General features: G+C 58.1%; 16 protein-coding genes. 6 read left to right on the top strand and 10 right to left on the bottom strand.

The window, feature by feature from the left end; all coding sequences use genetic code 11:
* Positions 1-14: 14 nt before the first annotated feature.
* The 4 genes from LG31_RS0109180 to LG31_RS0109195 all read right to left on the bottom strand — a co-directional run bounded on the left by LG31_RS0109180 (position 15) and on the right by LG31_RS0109195 (position 3,290).
* Positions 15-341: an STAS domain-containing protein gene (locus LG31_RS0109180; protein ID WP_033114171.1), complete on the bottom strand. Its 327-nt coding sequence runs from the start codon at positions 339-341 to the stop codon at positions 15-17.
* A gap of 13 nt (positions 342-354) precedes the next feature.
* Entirely contained in the window at positions 355-723 is a 369-nt protein-coding gene (locus tag LG31_RS0109185; RefSeq protein ID WP_033114172.1) for a response regulator, read from the bottom strand.
* Positions 724-732: 9 nt separating this feature from the next.
* Positions 733-1,950: a methyl-accepting chemotaxis protein gene (locus LG31_RS0109190; RefSeq protein WP_033114173.1), complete on the bottom strand. Its 1,218-nt coding sequence runs from the start codon at positions 1,948-1,950 to the stop codon at positions 733-735.
* A 251-nt stretch (positions 1,951-2,201) separates the two neighbouring features.
* Positions 2,202-3,290 (bottom strand): ketoacyl-ACP synthase III, encoded by a 1,089-nt coding sequence (locus LG31_RS0109195; RefSeq protein ID WP_033114174.1) that lies wholly within the window; start codon positions 3,288-3,290, stop codon positions 2,202-2,204.
* Positions 3,291-3,516: 226 nt separating this feature from the next.
* Here LG31_RS0109195 and LG31_RS0109200 point away from each other — a divergent pair, with 226 nt between their 5' ends.
* From LG31_RS0109200 to LG31_RS0109215, 4 genes are all read left to right on the top strand, one after another.
* Positions 3,517-4,458, top strand: coding sequence for a LysR family transcriptional regulator (locus tag LG31_RS0109200; protein WP_033114175.1), 942 nt, complete (start codon positions 3,517-3,519; stop codon positions 4,456-4,458).
* Positions 4,459-4,586: 128 nt separating this feature from the next.
* Positions 4,587-5,195 (top strand): LysE family translocator, encoded by a 609-nt coding sequence (locus LG31_RS0109205; protein WP_033114176.1) that lies wholly within the window; start codon positions 4,587-4,589, stop codon positions 5,193-5,195.
* Between the two features lie 97 nt (positions 5,196-5,292).
* Complete coding sequence (locus LG31_RS0109210) at positions 5,293-7,152, top strand: peptidase U32 family protein (protein WP_033114177.1); 1,860 nt, start codon at positions 5,293-5,295, stop codon at positions 7,150-7,152.
* Between the two features lie 887 nt (positions 7,153-8,039).
* Positions 8,040-10,061: a bifunctional 2',3'-cyclic-nucleotide 2'-phosphodiesterase/3'-nucleotidase gene (locus tag LG31_RS0109215; protein ID WP_033114178.1), complete on the top strand. Its 2,022-nt coding sequence runs from the start codon at positions 8,040-8,042 to the stop codon at positions 10,059-10,061.
* A 135-nt stretch (positions 10,062-10,196) separates the two neighbouring features.
* On the opposite strand, the gene LG31_RS0109220 is transcribed toward LG31_RS0109215, so the two are convergent.
* Together LG31_RS0109220 and LG31_RS0109225 are read right to left on the bottom strand one after the other, a co-directional pair.
* On the bottom strand, positions 10,197-10,694 hold the full coding sequence (locus LG31_RS0109220; RefSeq protein WP_033114179.1) for a methylated-DNA--[protein]-cysteine S-methyltransferase: 498 nt from the start codon (positions 10,692-10,694) through the stop codon (positions 10,197-10,199).
* A complete protein-coding gene (locus LG31_RS0109225; protein WP_033114180.1) occupies positions 10,691-12,235 on the bottom strand; it encodes an AlkA N-terminal domain-containing protein in 1,545 nt (514 codons plus the stop codon). Before LG31_RS0109225 ends, LG31_RS0109220 begins: the two co-directional genes overlap by 4 nt.
* Positions 12,236-12,442: 207 nt before the next feature.
* Here LG31_RS0109225 and LG31_RS0109230 point away from each other — a divergent pair, with 207 nt between their 5' ends.
* Positions 12,443-12,844 carry a VOC family protein gene (locus LG31_RS0109230; protein ID WP_033114181.1) on the top strand — a complete coding sequence of 134 codons (402 nt, stop codon included), beginning with the start codon at positions 12,443-12,445 and terminating at the stop codon, positions 12,842-12,844.
* 55 nt (positions 12,845-12,899) lie between these two features.
* On the opposite strand, the gene LG31_RS0109235 is transcribed toward LG31_RS0109230, so the two are convergent.
* From LG31_RS0109235 to LG31_RS0109245, 4 genes are all read right to left on the bottom strand, one after another.
* Positions 12,900-14,378, bottom strand: a complete 1,479-nt coding sequence (locus LG31_RS0109235) for a carboxypeptidase M32 (protein WP_033114182.1) — start codon at positions 14,376-14,378, stop codon at positions 12,900-12,902.
* Positions 14,379-14,417: 39 nt separating this feature from the next.
* Complete coding sequence (smrA, locus tag LG31_RS0109240) at positions 14,418-14,999, bottom strand: DNA endonuclease SmrA (RefSeq protein ID WP_033114183.1); 582 nt, start codon at positions 14,997-14,999, stop codon at positions 14,418-14,420.
* A gap of 147 nt (positions 15,000-15,146) precedes the next feature.
* Positions 15,147-15,296: a DUF3149 domain-containing protein gene (locus tag LG31_RS20465; RefSeq protein WP_071912328.1), complete on the bottom strand. Its 150-nt coding sequence runs from the start codon at positions 15,294-15,296 to the stop codon at positions 15,147-15,149.
* Positions 15,297-15,418: 122 nt separating this feature from the next.
* Positions 15,419-16,321, bottom strand: coding sequence for a TraB/GumN family protein (locus LG31_RS0109245; protein WP_033114184.1), 903 nt, complete (start codon positions 16,319-16,321; stop codon positions 15,419-15,421).
* A gap of 86 nt (positions 16,322-16,407) precedes the next feature.
* Between LG31_RS0109245 and LG31_RS0109250 the strand changes: the two genes are divergently transcribed.
* Positions 16,408-16,740 (top strand): DUF1904 family protein, encoded by a 333-nt coding sequence (locus LG31_RS0109250; RefSeq protein ID WP_033114185.1) that lies wholly within the window; start codon positions 16,408-16,410, stop codon positions 16,738-16,740.
* Positions 16,741-16,763: the final 23 nt, after the last annotated feature.

A 16,763-nucleotide genomic window follows, 5' to 3' on the forward strand; every position in this document is an offset into this window, starting at 1 on the left:
CTTGTCATGGTGGCTCAGGGCCGCTCGTCATGAGTGATGAGAGTTGGATCGCCAAAGAATCCGGATAATTGGCAAAGTTCCAGAAGTTCCAGCACGACGTTGCTATGCCAGACCAGCGAGAGGGGGTAACCTTGTTGCTGTGCACTTTTTTTGGCTGCGATCAGCAGTTGGAGTCCCGCACTATCTATCTCGGCAATATTTGCCAGATTGAGTTCCAGTTCCCGTCCTTGATAGAGCAAGGGGGTGAGTGCCTCTTTGATTTCGCCCACTGTGTATATGGTGAGCTCGTCAGGTAGTGTTACCACTGTCTTGTTATCCAGCATCTCGCTTTGCAATGACATATGAGCTCCGGGATCATGGCATGATCAGTTTGGATACCGCGGAGAGCATCTGTTCCGGCTGGAACGGTTTGACTACCCATGCTTTGGCGCCTGCAGCCTGGCCTTCCTGCTTTTTGCTATCCTGCGACTCTGTCGTCAGCATGATGACGGGAGTGAATTTGTAGCTAGCCAGCTTTTTCGCCTCTTTAACAAAGGTGATACCATCCATGTTGGGCATGTTGACGTCGCTGATGATCAGGTTGATCTTCTTGCCGTCGAGTTTTTTGAGCGCGTCCTTGCCATCACAGGCTTCCATTACTTCATAACCTGCGCCTTTGAGCGTCATGCCTACGACTTGGCGAATGGTTGCCGAGTCATCCACGATCAGGATCGTTTTGCCCATATATCTCTCCTAGAAAAATGTGATGTCAGCGCTGCTTGTTTGCGCTTGGACTGTACGGGTAGTGCGACCATGGTGAATATTGCGTTGCTCATCGGTTGCATATGAGAGCTCCATATCAGCCAACCACCGGTTGGCATCGATCCGGATTGGTCCCGATAGCTGGTTGTTTTGCTCCGATTGCAGGTGGTTCGAGAGGTTCTCCATATTTTTCCGGATATGGCTCAGGATCTGGCTGACCCTGTCCTGAAATTGCAGTGAGACAATAACGTTGGAGATCTCGCGATGGATTTCTGTGCTTTCGTTTTGCAGTAAAGACGCTGACTCAGCCAGACTGTCGGTGGCATGACGAAAGCGGCTCAGTACTTGCTCGATGGTTTGCTCGGAATTGAGGGCCGAGGCGTGATCCCGTGCCGCGGCATTTTCGGCAATCTGAAATGCACGGCTGATCCCTGTGTTGATGGTGTCGACTTTATCCGTCATTTTTTGGGCTGTTTCGCTGGAGAGGCGTGACAGGTTACGCACTTCATCCGCTACCACGGCAAAACCACGTCCGGCTTCGCCAGCCCGTGCAGCTTCAATGGCTGCGTTGAGTGCCAGCAGGTTGGTCTGGGAGGCAATCTTGGCAACATCCATCGCCATGGCATTGAGTTCGATGGTGTAGGTTGTCAGGCTTTTTATCTCGGCCAGCATGGCATCCCGATTGGCTTGCGCCGAGTGCAAGATGGCCACGACTTCATTGAGCTGTTGTTGGCTTTCGCTCAGAACTCCTGCCATGCCGCGAGAGTTGGCATCTCCCAGTTCCCCCGCAGCAAGATGAGAGGCATTGACGGCTTCTTCCAGCTTGGTGGCCAATCCGCTGAAGCGTTGAGTCAGATCGATCATTGCCTCCTCGGTCTGTTGGCGAGAGTTTTCAATCTGTTTTGACCAGATGGGGAGAACTTTTTCACATACCTGTTCGAGACCAGCGATGGAGTGGGCATATACGCTGTTATCTATGGCCGCAGAATCAGCTGCGCGAGTTTGCTGGTGGTGCAACTGCTGATGGAAATGGCGAGATGTCCAGAGAGAGGCCCCGCAGGAGAAGAGCACGGTAACAAGCAGGTAAATGAGCGAAAGGGCGCCGGCAAGCTGTAACAGCAGGCAGCTCAACACGCCAAGACCGATACCGCAGAACCAGCAAACCGGTTCCCAAAGCGGTGTGTTTACGCCACTTTTTGGTTGTGTCATTTGAAGTTTTATCCCAGTGCAAAATTTTTAGGGGTTCAAGAGCCAATGGTTTTAATGTGAGGGTCTCTTGAATCTCTTTCTTTATTTATAGTTGGCACAATAAGGGTAGCGTAAAAAAAATAATTGGCTGCAAATTGGTCTGTTATGACAGGTAGTCAGAGGCGCTGTTAAGGGGACAAGAACAGGAGTTGGGTGAACTGGATAAAAAAAGAGCCTGCAATTGCAGGCTCTTTTGCTGAAAGCGGTAGCTGTCAGGCTTCGTTGGCGTGGGCTTTTTGGCACCCTTCCACCGCATGGGCGATGAGCTCCAGCGCGCTCTTGTCGCACGGCGGCAGTTCAGCCTCGCACTTACTGATAGGGGTAACACGATCGCCCCACTTGATGATGGCGGCGCCCCAGGTCAGGCCGGCACCGAAGGCGGCGGTCAGCAGATAGGAGTTTGGCTGGACACGGCCCTGCTCCAGCGCTTCGCACAGGGCGATGGGCACGGTGGCGGCCGAGGTGTTGCCGTAGTTTTCGATGTTGACCATCACCTTATCCATTGGCGCATTCATCCGCTTGGCGAGGGTTTCGATGATGCGGATATTGGCCTGATGGGGAACGATCAGGTCGATCTGCTCGGGGGTCACTCCAGCCTGAGACAAAACGGTAGAAGTTGCTTCACCCATACCGCGTACGGCACGCTTGAAGATCTCCTGACCTTCGAAGTTGAAGGTGAACAGCCCATCGATATCGGCAAAACGCACCCGATCGGTACCGAAGTTCGGTACGTGCAGGATCTCCCGGGCTTCGCTGTCACAGCCGAGCTTGTTGGCAATCAGACCACACTCCTGCTCGCTTGTCTCGATCACCACGGCACCGGCGCCGTCGCCAAACAGTACCGCTGTATCGCGACGGGCCCAGTCCAGCAGATAGGTGAGGCGCTCGGCGCCGATCACCAGCACCTTTTTCATCATGCCGGTCTGTACCAGTGAGGTAGCGACCGAGAGGGAGTAGACGAAACCGGTGCAGGCAGCGTTGAGATCGAACACGGCGGCGTTCACGGCGCCCAGTTTCTTCTGCACCGCAGAGGCGGCGCTTGGCAGCAGGTTGTCTGGGGTGGCGGTAGCCAGGATGATGCCATCGAGGTCGCTCGCTTCGAGACCGGCACAAGCCAGCGCGCGACGGCCAGCCAGAGTGGCCAGGTCTGAGGTACTGACATGGGAGACCCGACGCTGCTTGATGCCGGTACGGGGATAGATCCACTCATCTGACGTATCCATGATGGTGCTGAGATCATCGTTGGTCAGCACGGAGGGGGGCAGGCATTTTCCCCAGCCTGTGATATTGGCGTATTTCATCTTGTTACCGCTTCTCAAAGTGGAGCGCCCCGCGGGCGGAAAATCGTGCAATTATGCCGTACGAGACAACCACTGTCATCTTGTGGTCATGGTTATGTGCTGGGCAAGTGGCTGCGCCATCTGGCAAGAAAGGGTCGCAACGTGCTGAACATGGCTGGAAATTTTGCTTAAAACGAGATGCTTGCTTGTCCTAAGATAGGCGTTTCGCCACCGATGAGGGTATCCCTTGCTCAGAGCCAATCTCAACTTGCTGCCCACCCTCAAGGTACTGCTGGAGACCCGCAATATCAGCCGGGCTGCCGAGCTGCTGCACTTGAGTCAACCCTCCATCAGCAAGCAGCTTGCCCAGTTGCGCAGCGAGTTTGACGACGAGCTGCTGGTGCGGGAGGGGCAACGCTGGCTGCTGACGCCACGGGCTGAAGCGCTGGCAGCCCAGCTGGCGGACTCTCTCGGTGCACTGGAACGTCTCTACGAGGCGCCCGGGTTTGATCCGAGCCGCTGTGAGCGGGTATTTCGGCTCGCCTCTTCTGATTATGTGGCTCAGCATATTCTGCCCGATATCTGCGCCGCGCTCGCCAAAGAGGCGCCGTTGGCGGCGCTGGAGTACAGCTTGTGGGACAAGCGCCAGCTGCCGCAACTGTGGCAGTCCGAGCTCGATCTGGTCTCCACCATCACCGAGCAGGTGCCGGATCAGATACGCGGTCTGCATCAGGGGGAAGATCGGCTGGCGGTGTTGATGGGACGTCATCACCCGCTGGCGGGCAAGGCGCTGAGTCTCGATGACTATCTGGCTTGGCCTCACCTGCAGGTGAGCGGCGGTGGCGACAAGGACAGCCCGGTTGAACAGGTGTTGGCGCCGCAGGGACTGGGTCGGCGCTGGTTTGCCAGGGTTCCCTTCTTTCAGGCGGCGGTGGAGGTGTTGCTGCGCACCGATTGCCTGATGACCACCCCGGCCCATATTGCCTGGCAGCTCTCCTGCGGCCATGGGCTCACCTTTGTCGACCTGCCGTTTGCTACCCGTGACCAGCAGTATCATCTGCTGTGGCACCAGCGCCATCATCAGGATCCGGCCCACCGCTGGTTTCGCGAGCTGGCCTACCCTTTCCTGCGGGATCACCTGCAACGTACCGTTGGCGAGAGTCGCAAGCTGCTCGGTCACAGTGATTAGTCTCAGTTAGTTGTGTGCTGCTATAGCCATTGGTTATGGAATCTATTCATAACTTTCACTACTGGCATAATTGCTCAACCCGTACCCTGAATGCAGGGCATCATATCGAGCATATAAAGAGGAAAAGCATGGAACTGACGAGTTGGCTGGCACTGGCCGCAATCTGCGTGATGGGCGCCATCAGCCCGGGGCCGAGTCTGGCGCTGATCATCCGCAACACGGTGCAGGGCGGGCAGGGGCATGGCGTCGCCACTGCGCTTGGCCACGGCCTCGGGGTTGGTATCTATGCGCTGGTCACCGCGCTTGGGCTCTCCATCCTGATCACCCAGACCCCGATCCTGTTTGATCTGATCCGCTACGGCGGTGCCGCGTTTCTTGCCTGGCTTGGGGTGAAAGCCCTGCTGGCCAAGCCTGCCAATGGTGAAGCGAGTGAAGAGGTGCACCAGCTGCGCGGTCGGCAGGGTGCCTTTGAAGGTTTTATGGTGGCCTTTCTCAACCCCCAGCTGGCGGTGTTCTTCATCGCCCTGTTCAGCCAGTTTGTGCGAGCCGATACCGGCTGGAGCGAAGGTGGCATCATGATGCTCACCGCGGGCGGGATCGATGCAGTCTGGTACGTGCTGGTGGCGCTGGTGCTCTCGCGCGGGCCTGTGCTGGCATGGCTTAAAGCCAAATCCTTTGTGATCGATAAGGTGAGCGGCTTGGTGCTGCTGGGACTGGCACTCAAGGTGGTTATCTAATCCTGCATTTCGCAGATACCTTAAGCGGGATCAAGGCATGCGGGTGGTGAATGGGCTAGAGTAGCGGCCATTTGCTGTCCGCTCTGATCCCGAGACCATGCACCAGAACAAGCACCCGTTAAGCCACAACAACCGGTTGGAGCTGCTGGCTCCGGCCAAAAACCTCGCCTACGGCATCGAAGCCATCAACCATGGCGCCGATGCCGTCTACATTGGCGGCCCTGCCTTTGGCGCCCGCAGTGCGGCGGGCAACACCCTCGAAGATATCGAAGCGCTGGCGCGTCACGCCCACCGTTTCGGTGCCCAGGTCTTTGTCGCCTTCAACACCTTGCTGCACGATCACGAGCTGGAGCAGGCCCGGCGCCTGACCCAGCAGATCTATGAAGCGGGGGCCGATGCGCTGATCGTGCAGGACATGGGGCTGCTGGCGCTCGATCTCCCTCCCATCGCGCTCCATGCCAGTACCCAGACTGACAACCGCACGCCGGAGAAGGTGAAGTTTCTGCAGGATGTGGGCTTCTCTCAGGTGGTGCTGGCGCGCGAGTTGTCCCTTGCGCAGATCCGCGAGATCAGCGCGGCAACCAACGTGCAGCTGGAGTTCTTTATCCACGGCGCGCTCTGTGTCTCCTACAGCGGCCAGTGCAACATCAGCCACGCCCGTACCGGCCGCAGTGCCAACCGCGGTGAATGTGCCCAGCTCTGCCGTCTGCCTTGCTCGCTGCAAAAGCCGGACGGTGAAGTGCTGGTGGCCGACAGCCACCTGCTGTCCCTCAAGGATATGGATCAGACCGATAACCTGGAGGCCTTGATCGAGGCGGGCATTCGCTCCTTCAAGATCGAGGGGCGCCTCAAGGGGCTCGACTACGTCAAGAACGTCACTGCCTGGTATCGCAAAAAGCTCGACGCCATTCTCGACAGCCGCTCCGATCTGGTGGCTGCCTCGGCGGGTCGTTGCAGCTACAGCTTCGAGCCTGATCCCAAAAAGAGCTTCAACCGTGGCAGCACTGACTACTTCCTTAATGGCCGCCAGCAGGGGATCGACTCCACCAAGAGCCCGAAATACGTGGGTGAACCGCTCGGGCGTGTCACCAGAGTGACCAAGGATGGTATCGAGATCGACGGCAAGCAGGTCACCCTCAACAACGGTGACGGTTTGGGCTTCTTCAAGCCGAACAACGAGCTGGTGGGGATGCGCCTCAACAAAGTCGAAGGTAAGCAGTTACTCCTGTCAGAACGCATGCCGGGGTTGAAGGTGGGCACCGAAATCTACCGCAACCACGATCAGGCGTTCAGCAAGATGCTGGAGAAGGCGAGCGCGGATCGCCGCATCCGGGTCGATATGGTGCTGGCAGAGTGCGAGGAGGGCTTGTGCCTCACGCTTACCGACGAGCAGGGGATCAGCGCCGCGGTGACCCTGTCTTGCGACAAGCAGCCAGCCGACAATCCGGAGCGGGCGCTGCAACAGGCGCGCGACCAGCTTGGCAAACTCGGCAATACCCTGTTTGTGGCGCGCAAGATTGAGTTGGCATTCACTTACCCGCTATTCATCGCCGCATCACAGCTCAACGGGCTGCGCCGGGATGGCATCGCTGCGCTGGAGGTGGCGCGCGTGGCCAGCTACCAGCGCCCCGAGCGACGCATCGCCCTGCGGGATATCAGCTATCCCCAGCACCGCCTCTCCTATCTTGGCAATGTGCTGAACAGCGCCGCCGAAAAGTTCTTCCATGAGCACGGGGTGGAGCGTATTGCCCCCGCCTATGAGGCGAACAAGGAGGAGCGGGAAGTGGTACTGATGATCACCAAGCACTGTATCCGTTACAGCCAGAACCTCTGCCCGAACGAGGTTCCGGGTCTCAAGGCCGAGCCACTGGAGCTCAAGATGGGTAAAGATACCTTCCGCCTGCGTTTTGACTGCAACCGCTGCGAAATGCATGTGATGGGCAGTTTGAAGAAGTGATAGCAGGAATGTAGCTCTGTTAAGCCAGTGCAGGCTGGGAAGCAATGAAAAAGCCCCGGAGTTTGGCTCTGGGGCTCTGTTTTTGGCGATTACGGCTGGAACTGCGCAGCCGCTTTCAAGCTCTGAATGGCGCTTTGTGTACCTATTCGGCTGAATGAGATTAATTGGGTCACGACGTTGTCATCGACTTTGGGTAATGCATTTATTCCCAATACAATATCGATATTTAATAAATTCAGTATATAAGTATAAGGTTTGTCTCCATCATTGGATTTTTAAAAATCCATGTATCAATCAGTCAATGCTCACAGATTCTTACGAATGGTTATTTCAGTTGCTGAAATAATGCCAGTTGATGTTTTTACGCTGACATTCTTATTCTGTGTTGGGCGTGTATTGTTAAGGTGTTGTCGATCATTTTTCTCCATTAAATAGGGTGTCACCGGTAGTTATGCAGTGGCTATTTCTATTAGTACTCTATTAATAGATACCGGATGAAAATGAGTGGTAATTAAGCGTGATTGTTCGGAACTGAAAAGTAAATCCAATTTCAAATGGTTACATCCTCATGTTGCAATGTTCTTTGGATGTTGCATTACTGCTGAAACATGACTGGGGTGATGGGACACCTATTAACTGGCAGCAGATATTGAAATGGGCTGCTTTTTTATAGCGGTTTATATGTTGTTTAGACATTGTTTTTATTGTTATTAATTGGTGTTGTTTTAAGTTAAGACTCGTTGTCAGAGCATATGAAAGACAGATAGTAATATGAGCCATTTATGCAATTTTGCTCACATGAATCTGTCTGGTTTGCAGGTAGAATGTACGGGCTGGCATTAACGATAAACACAACATAAAGTGAGAAACAACTCATGACTATACCAATGAAGACGACCCTCACGCTGAGCTCGGTGGCCGTATTGCTGCTGCTCTCCGGTTGCAATAGCGATAATGGAAAAACCGCCCCGGGAGATGTCAATCTGCGTCTGATCGAGACCTCCGATATTCACTCCAATCTGCTTTGTTTTGACTACTACCAGAACAAGGTCGACCACTCTCTCGGGCTCTCCCGTACCGCGCTGTTGATCCATAAAGCCCGTGAGGAAAATGGCAACAACCTGCTGATCGATAATGGCGACCTGATCCAGGGTACGCCGTTGTCGGATTACGTGTTTGCACAATACAAGGGCAATCCGGATTACCTGAAAAAGCTGGGGCATCCTGCAATCAATGCGCTCAACCAGTTGAAATATGATGTCGGCAACCTTGGTAACCACGAGTTCAATTATGGCCTCGACTATCTGGCCGATGCGCTGTCGGGGGCCAATTATCCGGTATTGAATGCCAACGTGTTCGATGCCCGCGATTTCAAACGCGATGGCAATGGCAAGATCGACTGGAATGCCATGCCCAACCGTTTCAAGCCTTATGTGCTGCTCGACCGTCAGGTGAAGGACGTCAATGGCAATGTGCAGACGGTCAAGGTAGGGGTACTGGGGGTGAATCCGCCCCAGATCATGCAGTGGGATCGCCGTAATCTGGAAGGCAAGGTCATCGTGGCCGATATGGTCGAGACGGCTGAACACTACATCCCCGAAATGCGTGCCAAGGGGGCCGATCTGGTGGTTGTAGTGGCTCACACCGGTATCACGGGGACGCCGCAGGAGCCCTTTATGGAGAACGCTGCGGTTTATCTGGCACAGGTGAAAGGCGTTGACGCTCTGTTGCTGGGCCATGCCCACAAGGCTTTCCCGGGCGAGTATCCGGATGTCGCCCAGGTCGATAATGCCCAGGGCCGGATTGCCGGCGTGCCTGCCGTCATGCCGGGGGTTGCGGGTAACCATCTTGGGGTTATCGACCTGAAATTGACCCAGAAGGATGGCCGCTGGCAGGTGGTTTCCAGTCACTCGGAAGTGCGGCTGGTCGACAAGAGCATGGATGTGCCGGGAGATAGTCAAATCGAGGCGTTGGTCGACAAAACCCATGATGCAACCAACCAGTGGCTGGCCGATCCTATCAGCGAGATCGCCAAGCCCATCTACAGCTTCTTCTCGGTAGTGCAGGACGATGCCTCCCTCCAGATCGTGAGCGATGCCCAGAAGTGGCACATTGATCAGGTGAAGGCGGATTGTCTGAGTCATAACGGGGTGAATTGCGCCCTCAACGAGGATCTGCCGGTTTTGTCGGCGGTGGCGCCGTTCCGTGGTGGCCGCAACGGCCCGAACGATTTTACCTGGGTGCCAGCGGGCAAGATCTCCCTGCGCAACGTGGCGGATCTCTATGTCTTCCCCAACACCCTGCAAGTGACCAAAGTTAACGGTGCGACGGTGAAAGAGTGGCTGGAGAAGAGCGTCAGCCAGTACAACCATATCGTCCCCGATGCCAGCAAGGTGCAGTGGCTGGTGGTCGATGACTTCCGCCCCTATAACTTCGACATGATCAAAGGGGTGCAATACAAGATTGATATCACCCAGCCAGCCCGTTATGACCAGGATGGCAAGCAGATCAGCGATAAGCACAGGATCACCGAGCTCACCTATCAGGGCAAACCGATCGACCTGAAGCAGAACTTCTATGTGGTCACCAACAACTATCGCGGCAGCGGTGGCGGCAATTTCCCGGGCATCGACAGCAAAGCGGTAGTGCATGAAGATCCCATGGAGACCCGCGAAGTGCTCTCTGCTTACGTCAAGGAGATGGCCAAGCAGCATCCGGAAGGGTTTGAGCAGAAAGTGGATAACAATTGGAGCCTGGCTGCGTTGCCGGCCGGAGCCAAGGTGTACTTCTACTCCTCAACCAACCCGGAAACCGAAAAACTGGCGGGGAGTAAGCTGAAGCGAGTCGAAGGGGTCAAGCCGAATGATCCCAAGTTCGTCAACCACGCGATCTATCAGCTGGTTGAATAGGCTGCGAGCGGTGCATCGCCATGAGTGATGCATGGTTGTAATGGCAGAACCCTTATGCCCCCGCTCCGGGGGCATATTTTTTGCCCCGATGCGGTGAGCGATTGTTGATGCCCTCGTTCGGCTTGGCGGAGCTCTTTACTGTGCAGTGGTTACAACATTCTTCTCTTGCTTCTCCAGCGCCAGCAGCACCTTTTTAATCTCCAATCCCCCCGCATAGCCGGTCAGGCTGCCGTTTTGGCCGATCACCCGATGGCAGGGGACGATGATCGAGAGCGGATTGCGGCCGTTCGCCGCGCCCACTGCTCGTACCGCATTCGGCTTGCCGATGGCACGGGCAATATCGCTGTAGCTGCGGGTTTCGCCATAGGGGATGTCACACAGCGCTTGCCACACCGCTTGCTGAAAGGCGGTGCCACGAGCCGCAAGGGGCAGGGAGAAGCGCTGCAAGCGACCGGCAAAATAGGCGTCAAACTCGGCGAGGAAGGGGGCCAGCGCTGCGGCGTCTTGCTGCCAGCCGCTCATATCGGGCAGCGCCCGCAGGCCCGTGACAAAGTCCACGTGCACCAAGCCATGCTCGTTGATGGCAACCAGCAGATCGCCGCAGCGGGTCGGCAGAATATCGTATCGGATCATGATGTTATTTCCTGTTGTTGGTTGCCGGACTGCGCTTCGTTGCGACCGGTATCGGTAAGCAAGGCAGGTGCTTCGCTCATGGCATGCCATAGCCAGCTTGCGGCGTAGGCGCGCCACGGCTGCCATGCGGCACTCTGCGCCAATACCTCTTTCACCGGTAGTTTGGCGCCTCCCCCGAGCGCTTTTTGCAGTACCAGATCGGAGGCGGGGAAGGCATCGGTATCGAGTCCGCAGCGCAGCCGCCAGTAAGCGACCGTCCAGGGGCCTATGCCCGGTAGTGCCAGCAACTGGCCGTCACTGGCTGTCGTGAGGGTCATCTCGCCGCTGGCCAGCGCCTCGGCCACTCCCCGCAGGGTGCGAATGCGGCTGCCGGGCATGCCGATGCCGTCGAGATCGAGCTCACACAGCTGGGTGGGGGTCGGCAGTTGCGCCACCCCGAATTGGGCCTCGGTGCGGGCCACCAGTCGCCCGAGTATGGTGATGGCCCCCTTGACCGAGACCTGCTGGCCGACGATGGCGCGCAGCATCACCTCGTACTCGTCCCAGCCACCCGGCAGTCGCACGCCGGGCCAGCGTGTCTGCAAACGGGCCAGTAGTGGATCCTGACCGAGCTGAGCGCCGATCCGCTGCATGTCGGCATCGAGATCCCACATCCTGCGCACCCGATAGAGCAGATCAGGCAGCGCGGCGAGCGGCAGATCATGGACGGTGAGCTGCAGGCTGTGCCCCTTGCCCTGCGCGATGCGCACCACTGCAACCTGATCGCCAACCAGATAGCGCCGCTCATACACTTCGCCATCCACCCGCTCCAGTCCGGGGATCGCCCGCAGCCGATAGAACGCCAGCATGGCCGCTACGTCATACGGAGGGCGGTAGGGCAGTTGCAGTGTCAGCGTTGCCCCACGCTGGCCTGAAGCACTGTGGTCGGCCATATCGTCGCAGCCTTCCTGCTGGCGCAGGGTTCGTGGGGCCAGCCCATAGGCGTTCAGCCAGGCATCGTTGAAGCGGCGGATGCTGGCAAATCCGGCGGCAAACGCGATGTCGGTGATGGGCAGCCGAGTCTCGGTCAGCAGCCGTTTCGCCAGCAGCAGGCGGCGCGTCTGCTCCACCTGCTTTGGCGAGGCGCCAAGGTAGGCCTCGAACTGGCGGCGTAGCGTGCGCTCACTGATACCGGCTTCTGCGGCCAGTTCGGCGAGCGTGCAGTCTGCCAGCTCGCCGCGATCGATACGCGCCAGCAGCCGTGTCAGCTGAGCAGGCAAGTCGCTGCGAGCGGCGGGCGCCAGCTCAGGGCGGCAGCGCAGGCAGGGTCGCAGGCCATACTGCTCGGCCGCTGCGGCGCTCGGGAAGTAACGCACATTGTGCTCGTGCGGCGGACGTGCCGGGCAGACAGGTCGGCAGTAGATGCCGGTCGAGATGACGCCGGTAAAGAAGCGGCCATCGAATCGCGCGTCGCGGGCGAGCCGTGCGGCGTGGCACTGCTCGCGGCTGAGGGCGTTGATCTGGTGATCCTGTGGCTGGTCACGCTCGTGCTGCGGCGTCATGGCATGGCTCTCTTGCTGGTGGGTGCCGGGTGTTTGCTGATGCGGCACAAAAGGGATGAGTGAGAGACTAAGCAGGATCGCGGGTGATGACTAGCCAGAAACGGACAGAGATAGCAATTAAGTTTGCGCGGAATGTGCGCTGAAACAGGTGAAGGTCATGCGCAACTGTGCGAAGGTGGTTGGGCCTTTATCACCGAGGATTGCACTATGCCAGGTCCCGCCCGTGCCGGCGCCCTGATCTACGCCAGGGAACCGGGCTTGCTGAGCCACTTTTATCGAACCTTGCTGCAGATGGAGATCCGCAGTCAGAGCGAGCAGCTGATCGTGCTGGAGAACGGTGACATCCAGCTGCTTGTGCATGCCATCCCCGAGCCCTATATCGGACAGGTCGTTATTACAACGCCGCCAGCGCTGCGCGAGCAGGGGGCCATCAAGCTCTTCTTTACCGTGCCAAGCCTTGCGTGGGCGGAGGCGAAAGCGGCGGATCTCGGTGGCGGCTTGCTGCCGCAGCAGTGGTCCGGGCCTGGGTTCGTGGTGCGCAATGCGTTTGACCCGGAGGGTAACATCTTGCAACTGCGCGAGTTTTTGAACGCGCAGGATCCACTCTGACACGGATCGTTTGCCAATAAAAAACGGGGCCTTGTCGCCCCGTTTTTTATTGCTGTCACCTCAGATAGCGCTGTTCCAGATGCTGGCGCAGCCAGTGCGGGTTCAGCGCCTCGCCGGTAGCGCGGCTGATCAGCTCATCCGTGCTGTAGCTGCTACCCTGCGACCAGATATGGCGGCCGAGCCAGGCGAAGATCTCCGGCAGGCGGCCTGCGGCGATCACCTCACTCATGCTGCCGAGCTCTTTCTCCAGCGCAAAGCGCAGCTGAGCGGCATACATGGCGCCGAGCGTGTAGCTCGGGAAGTAGCCGAAGGAGCCGTCAGTCCAGTGGATATCCTGCATGCAACCATTGCGGTAGTTGCCCCTGGTGGAGAGTCCCAGCCACTGCTGCATCTTCGCATCCCACAGTTCGGGGATGTCTGCTACTTCGATCCGCCCTTCTATCAGGTCGCGCTCCAGTTCGTAGCGCAGGATGACGTGGGCAGGATAGGTCACCTCATCCGCATCGACCCGGATAAAACCGGGCTCGACCCGGCTGTAGAGTCTGGCGAGATTGCTCGGGCTCAGGGCCGGCTGATCGCCGAAATGGGCACGAATATGGGGCGCCAGCAACGAGAGGAAGGCGGGATCGTGGCCGAGCTGCATCTCGCAAAACAGGCTCTGGCTCTCGTGAATCGCCATGGAGCGCGCCTCGGCAACCGGCTGCCCCGACAGCTGGCGTGGCAAGCCCTGCTCGTAACGGGCGTGGCCAGTCTCATGGACTATGCCCATCAGGCTGGAGATAAACTCCTGCTCGTTGTATCTGGTGGTGATGCGCACATCGGTCGGTACACCGCCGCAGAAGGGGTGACTGCTCACATCAAGTCGGCCATGGGCGAAGTCAAAACCGAGCAGCCCCATTACTTCCTGACCAAGCGCCTGCTGGGCCGCGATGGGGAAGGGGCCTTGCGGCAGCAGTACGGACTCTCCCTTCTGCCGCTCGCTGACCTGCTGGATAAGGGGCGGCAGCCAGCTGGCGAGATCGCCGAAGATCTGATCCAGCCGCTTGCTGGTCATGCCCGGCTCATAGAGTGCCAGCATGGCGTCGTAGGGGCGCACGCCGAGCTTGTCTGCCCGCAAACGTGCCACCTCGCGGGAGAGCTTCACCACCTCTTCGAGATTGGGGGCAAAACCGGCCCAGTCGTTGTTTTTGCGCTGGCTGCGCCAGGCGTGTTCGCACTTGCTGCCGGCGAGCGACAGCGCCTCGACCAGCTCGCCGGGCAGCAGGCTGGCATCCTGCCACTGGCGCTTGATTTCGCGCAGGTTGGCGCGCTGCACCTCGTCCAGCTGCTCGCTCTCTGCCTTGGCAATCCAGTCGCCAAGTTCCGGGGCGGTGCGCTTGTGGTGGATGATGAGGCCGAGCTCGGCCAGCGCTTCGGCACGCGCCTCATTGCCCCCTTCCGGCATCATGGCAGCGCGATCCCAGCCACAGATGGCGGAGAGGTGGTTGAGGCGGTGCAGCTGTTGCTGGTGCTGTTCAAGTTTCTGGTATGACATGGTGTTGTCCTTGTGATCGTCCCTGACGGGCGCCCGGGATCAGCCGAGGCGCTTCTGGTGGCGTTCGCGGTTTTCCGCTTTCTTGCGCTCGCTCTTGCGCAGCAATACATAGAGGGCGCCGCTGCCGCCGTGGCGGCGCTCGGCGCTGTGGATGGCCATCACCGCCGGCAACTGCGGCAGCCAGGCGCTGACGTAGCTTTTCAGCAGGGCGCGCGACGTGCTGCGCTCCCCCTTGCCGTGCAGGATCAGCAGGCAGCGGATATCGCGCTGCTCGCAATCAGTGATGAACTGCACCAGCGTCTGGCGCGCTTCATTGAGCGTTTTCTGGTGCAAGTCCAGGCTTGCCTGCAGCTCGTATTTGCCGAGTCGCAGCTTTTTGTAGACCCCTTCTTGTACGCCATCGCGCTTGAAACCGGTGATCTCGTGCGGGTCGAGCATCTCGATCGCCTCCATGGTGAGGTGATCGAGCGCCAGCTGCTCGGCAGTGGCGGCCTGACGGCGGGCCAGCTGAGCTTCTGTTGGGGCGGATTTCACCCCCTGGGGATGGATATTGTCGCTGCGAATGGGCCTGACATCGGCCACTTCATTCAGAAAAAGCGAGAGTTCGTCGCTATGTGACACGGCAGGCTCCCCATATGAAACAAAGTGGGGGTCATTATAGCGGTGCCAGCCGATCTGCAAAACGATCGTCCGGTTCAATAGCGCGGGGAGGAATAAACCGGGGCGCCGGAGACGAAACAGGCGGCCAGTTGCTGCCGCCTGCGGGGGTTACTTCTCTGCTTTGGGTGGTTGCGAGTGCATCACCTTGTAGATGAAGTAGGCAGCGTAAGAGCTGATCAGGATGAAGGTGCCGATAATCACCATCATCGACATCAAACCCACGCTGTTGCCAAACATCAGATCCAGCCAAAAGTCCATTTCATTGCTCCTGTCACCCGGTGGATGACAGGCATCATAAATACCCCTTTAGCTGCAGGGAGATGATCCCGATCAACTCCCTATGCGATTGTTTTATGACCACCTGCAAATTGTGATGAATCTCACTCGAATCCTTGTTTGGTGCTTTGCAGCACGGTTGGCGTGGTCAGCAGAGTGACGCGCCACCCCTGCTGCTCCAGCAGCGCCAGCAGTCCCTGCTCGCCGTAAAGATGCAGCGCGCCGACCACAATAAAGCTCTCGTTGGGCAGGGTCTGCCACTTTGCCAGCCAGTTGTGGTTGCGTTCGGCCAGCAGGGTCTGCTCCATCCAGCTCTGCAGGGCGGGCGGTGCCATCTCCTCCTTGAGCAGATTGATAAGCGTTGCCTCGTCCCCTTGCTGCCACGCCTTCATCACGGCGGCGAAGCCGGTGTCGAGCATTGGCAGTTCGTCGAGGGTGCTGGAGAGCATCAGGGTCTGGTTGTCACCCACGCTGGCAAGATAGCCGAGCTGCTCCAGCAGGGTCTCGAAGCCCACCACGGGTTTGCCCTCTTTGGCGGCCAGTGCGGCAAAGTGTTGATCTATCCCGAGCTCGCTCTTGAAGTCGGATCGGGCCATGGCGGCCTGCGTCAGGGTGATGGCAACAAACCAGGGGCGCAGCGGGGCGAGCGCAGCTTCATTGAGGCCAAGACGCGCGCCAGCCATCAGGGTGCGCTGGTAGAGCTCGGCAGGCAGATGCTCTTTGAGTGCCTTGCCATCTACCAGGCGGGTGAGAGAGCCCATCTCTTGCCACTGCTCTTGCGTGATGTTGTTCATGTCGACTTCCATCACCAGTGCACGGCTCTGCAGCCAGGCCCGTTCGACAGCTTCTGGTAGCGGATAGAGGGAGGGCTTGCCCGCATGAATGGAGCCCAGCAGCCAGTGTTGCTGGTTGCCCTTGCTGATCTTGTAGAAGGCGGGATCGGCAAAGGCGCTGAGCGGCAGCAGCAGGCAGAGTAGAAAGGCAAACAGGGAGCGCTGGAATTTCATGGTGATCCTTATCCGGGCTGGTGACTTCTTTTCATCGCAGGAGACTCTATGATAAGTGCTCATTTCCGATAGCCAAGAGGTTTGCCATGCCCCATCTTCGTTTTCGTGCCGTTTCACTCGATACCCTCAAGGAGATCTGCGCGCCACTGCTTGCGGATCTCTGTGCCCTGATCGGTGGCAAGCCAGAGTTCGTCACCATGGAACGGGTCGAGAGCCATTGGGTTCGTGACGGTGAGCTGGAGTCCGGTTTTCCGTTTGTCGAGCTGCACTGGTTTGCCAGGCCGCAGGAGATTCAGGATGCGGCAGCAGGCCTTATCACCCACCATCTGAAGGCGGCGTTGGGGGAACAGACCTATGTGGTAGTGCAGGTTTTCCCCATCGATAAAGGCGCCTACTACAGCAATGGCGAGCACTATTGAGCGAGGCGACGCAGGTCGTCGCC

The organism is Aeromonas lacus (genome assembly GCF_000764665.1).
In the GTDB taxonomy this organism is placed as follows: domain Bacteria; phylum Pseudomonadota; class Gammaproteobacteria; order Enterobacterales; family Aeromonadaceae; genus Aeromonas; species Aeromonas lacus.

Bases quoted from the DNA above. Each gene is read 5' to 3' on its own strand.
- LG31_RS0109180 (WP_033114171.1), bottom strand. From the start codon at position 341: ATGTCATTGCAAAGCGAGATGCTGGATAACAAGACAGTGGTAACACTA.
- LG31_RS0109185 (WP_033114172.1), bottom strand. From the start codon at position 723: ATGGGCAAAACGATCCTGATCGTGGATGACTCGGCAACCATTCGCCAA.
- LG31_RS0109190 (WP_033114173.1), bottom strand. From the start codon at position 1,950: ATGACACAACCAAAAAGTGGCGTAAACACACCGCTTTGGGAACCGGTT.
- LG31_RS0109195 (WP_033114174.1), bottom strand. From the start codon at position 3,290: ATGAAATACGCCAATATCACAGGCTGGGGAAAATGCCTGCCCCCCTCC.
- LG31_RS0109205 (WP_033114176.1), top strand. From the start codon at position 4,587: ATGGAACTGACGAGTTGGCTGGCACTGGCCGCAATCTGCGTGATGGGC.
- LG31_RS0109210 (WP_033114177.1), top strand. From the start codon at position 5,293: ATGCACCAGAACAAGCACCCGTTAAGCCACAACAACCGGTTGGAGCTG.
- LG31_RS0109215 (WP_033114178.1), top strand. From the start codon at position 8,040: ATGAAGACGACCCTCACGCTGAGCTCGGTGGCCGTATTGCTGCTGCTC.
- LG31_RS0109220 (WP_033114179.1), bottom strand. From the start codon at position 10,694: ATGATCCGATACGATATTCTGCCGACCCGCTGCGGCGATCTGCTGGTT.
- LG31_RS0109225 (WP_033114180.1), bottom strand. From the start codon at position 12,235: ATGACGCCGCAGCACGAGCGTGACCAGCCACAGGATCACCAGATCAAC.
- LG31_RS0109230 (WP_033114181.1), top strand. From the start codon at position 12,443: ATGCCAGGTCCCGCCCGTGCCGGCGCCCTGATCTACGCCAGGGAACCG.
- LG31_RS0109235 (WP_033114182.1), bottom strand. From the start codon at position 14,378: ATGTCATACCAGAAACTTGAACAGCACCAGCAACAGCTGCACCGCCTC.
- LG31_RS20465 (WP_071912328.1), bottom strand. From the start codon at position 15,296: ATGGACTTTTGGCTGGATCTGATGTTTGGCAACAGCGTGGGTTTGATG.
- LG31_RS0109245 (WP_033114184.1), bottom strand. From the start codon at position 16,321: ATGAAATTCCAGCGCTCCCTGTTTGCCTTTCTACTCTGCCTGCTGCTG.
- LG31_RS0109250 (WP_033114185.1), top strand. From the start codon at position 16,408: ATGCCCCATCTTCGTTTTCGTGCCGTTTCACTCGATACCCTCAAGGAG.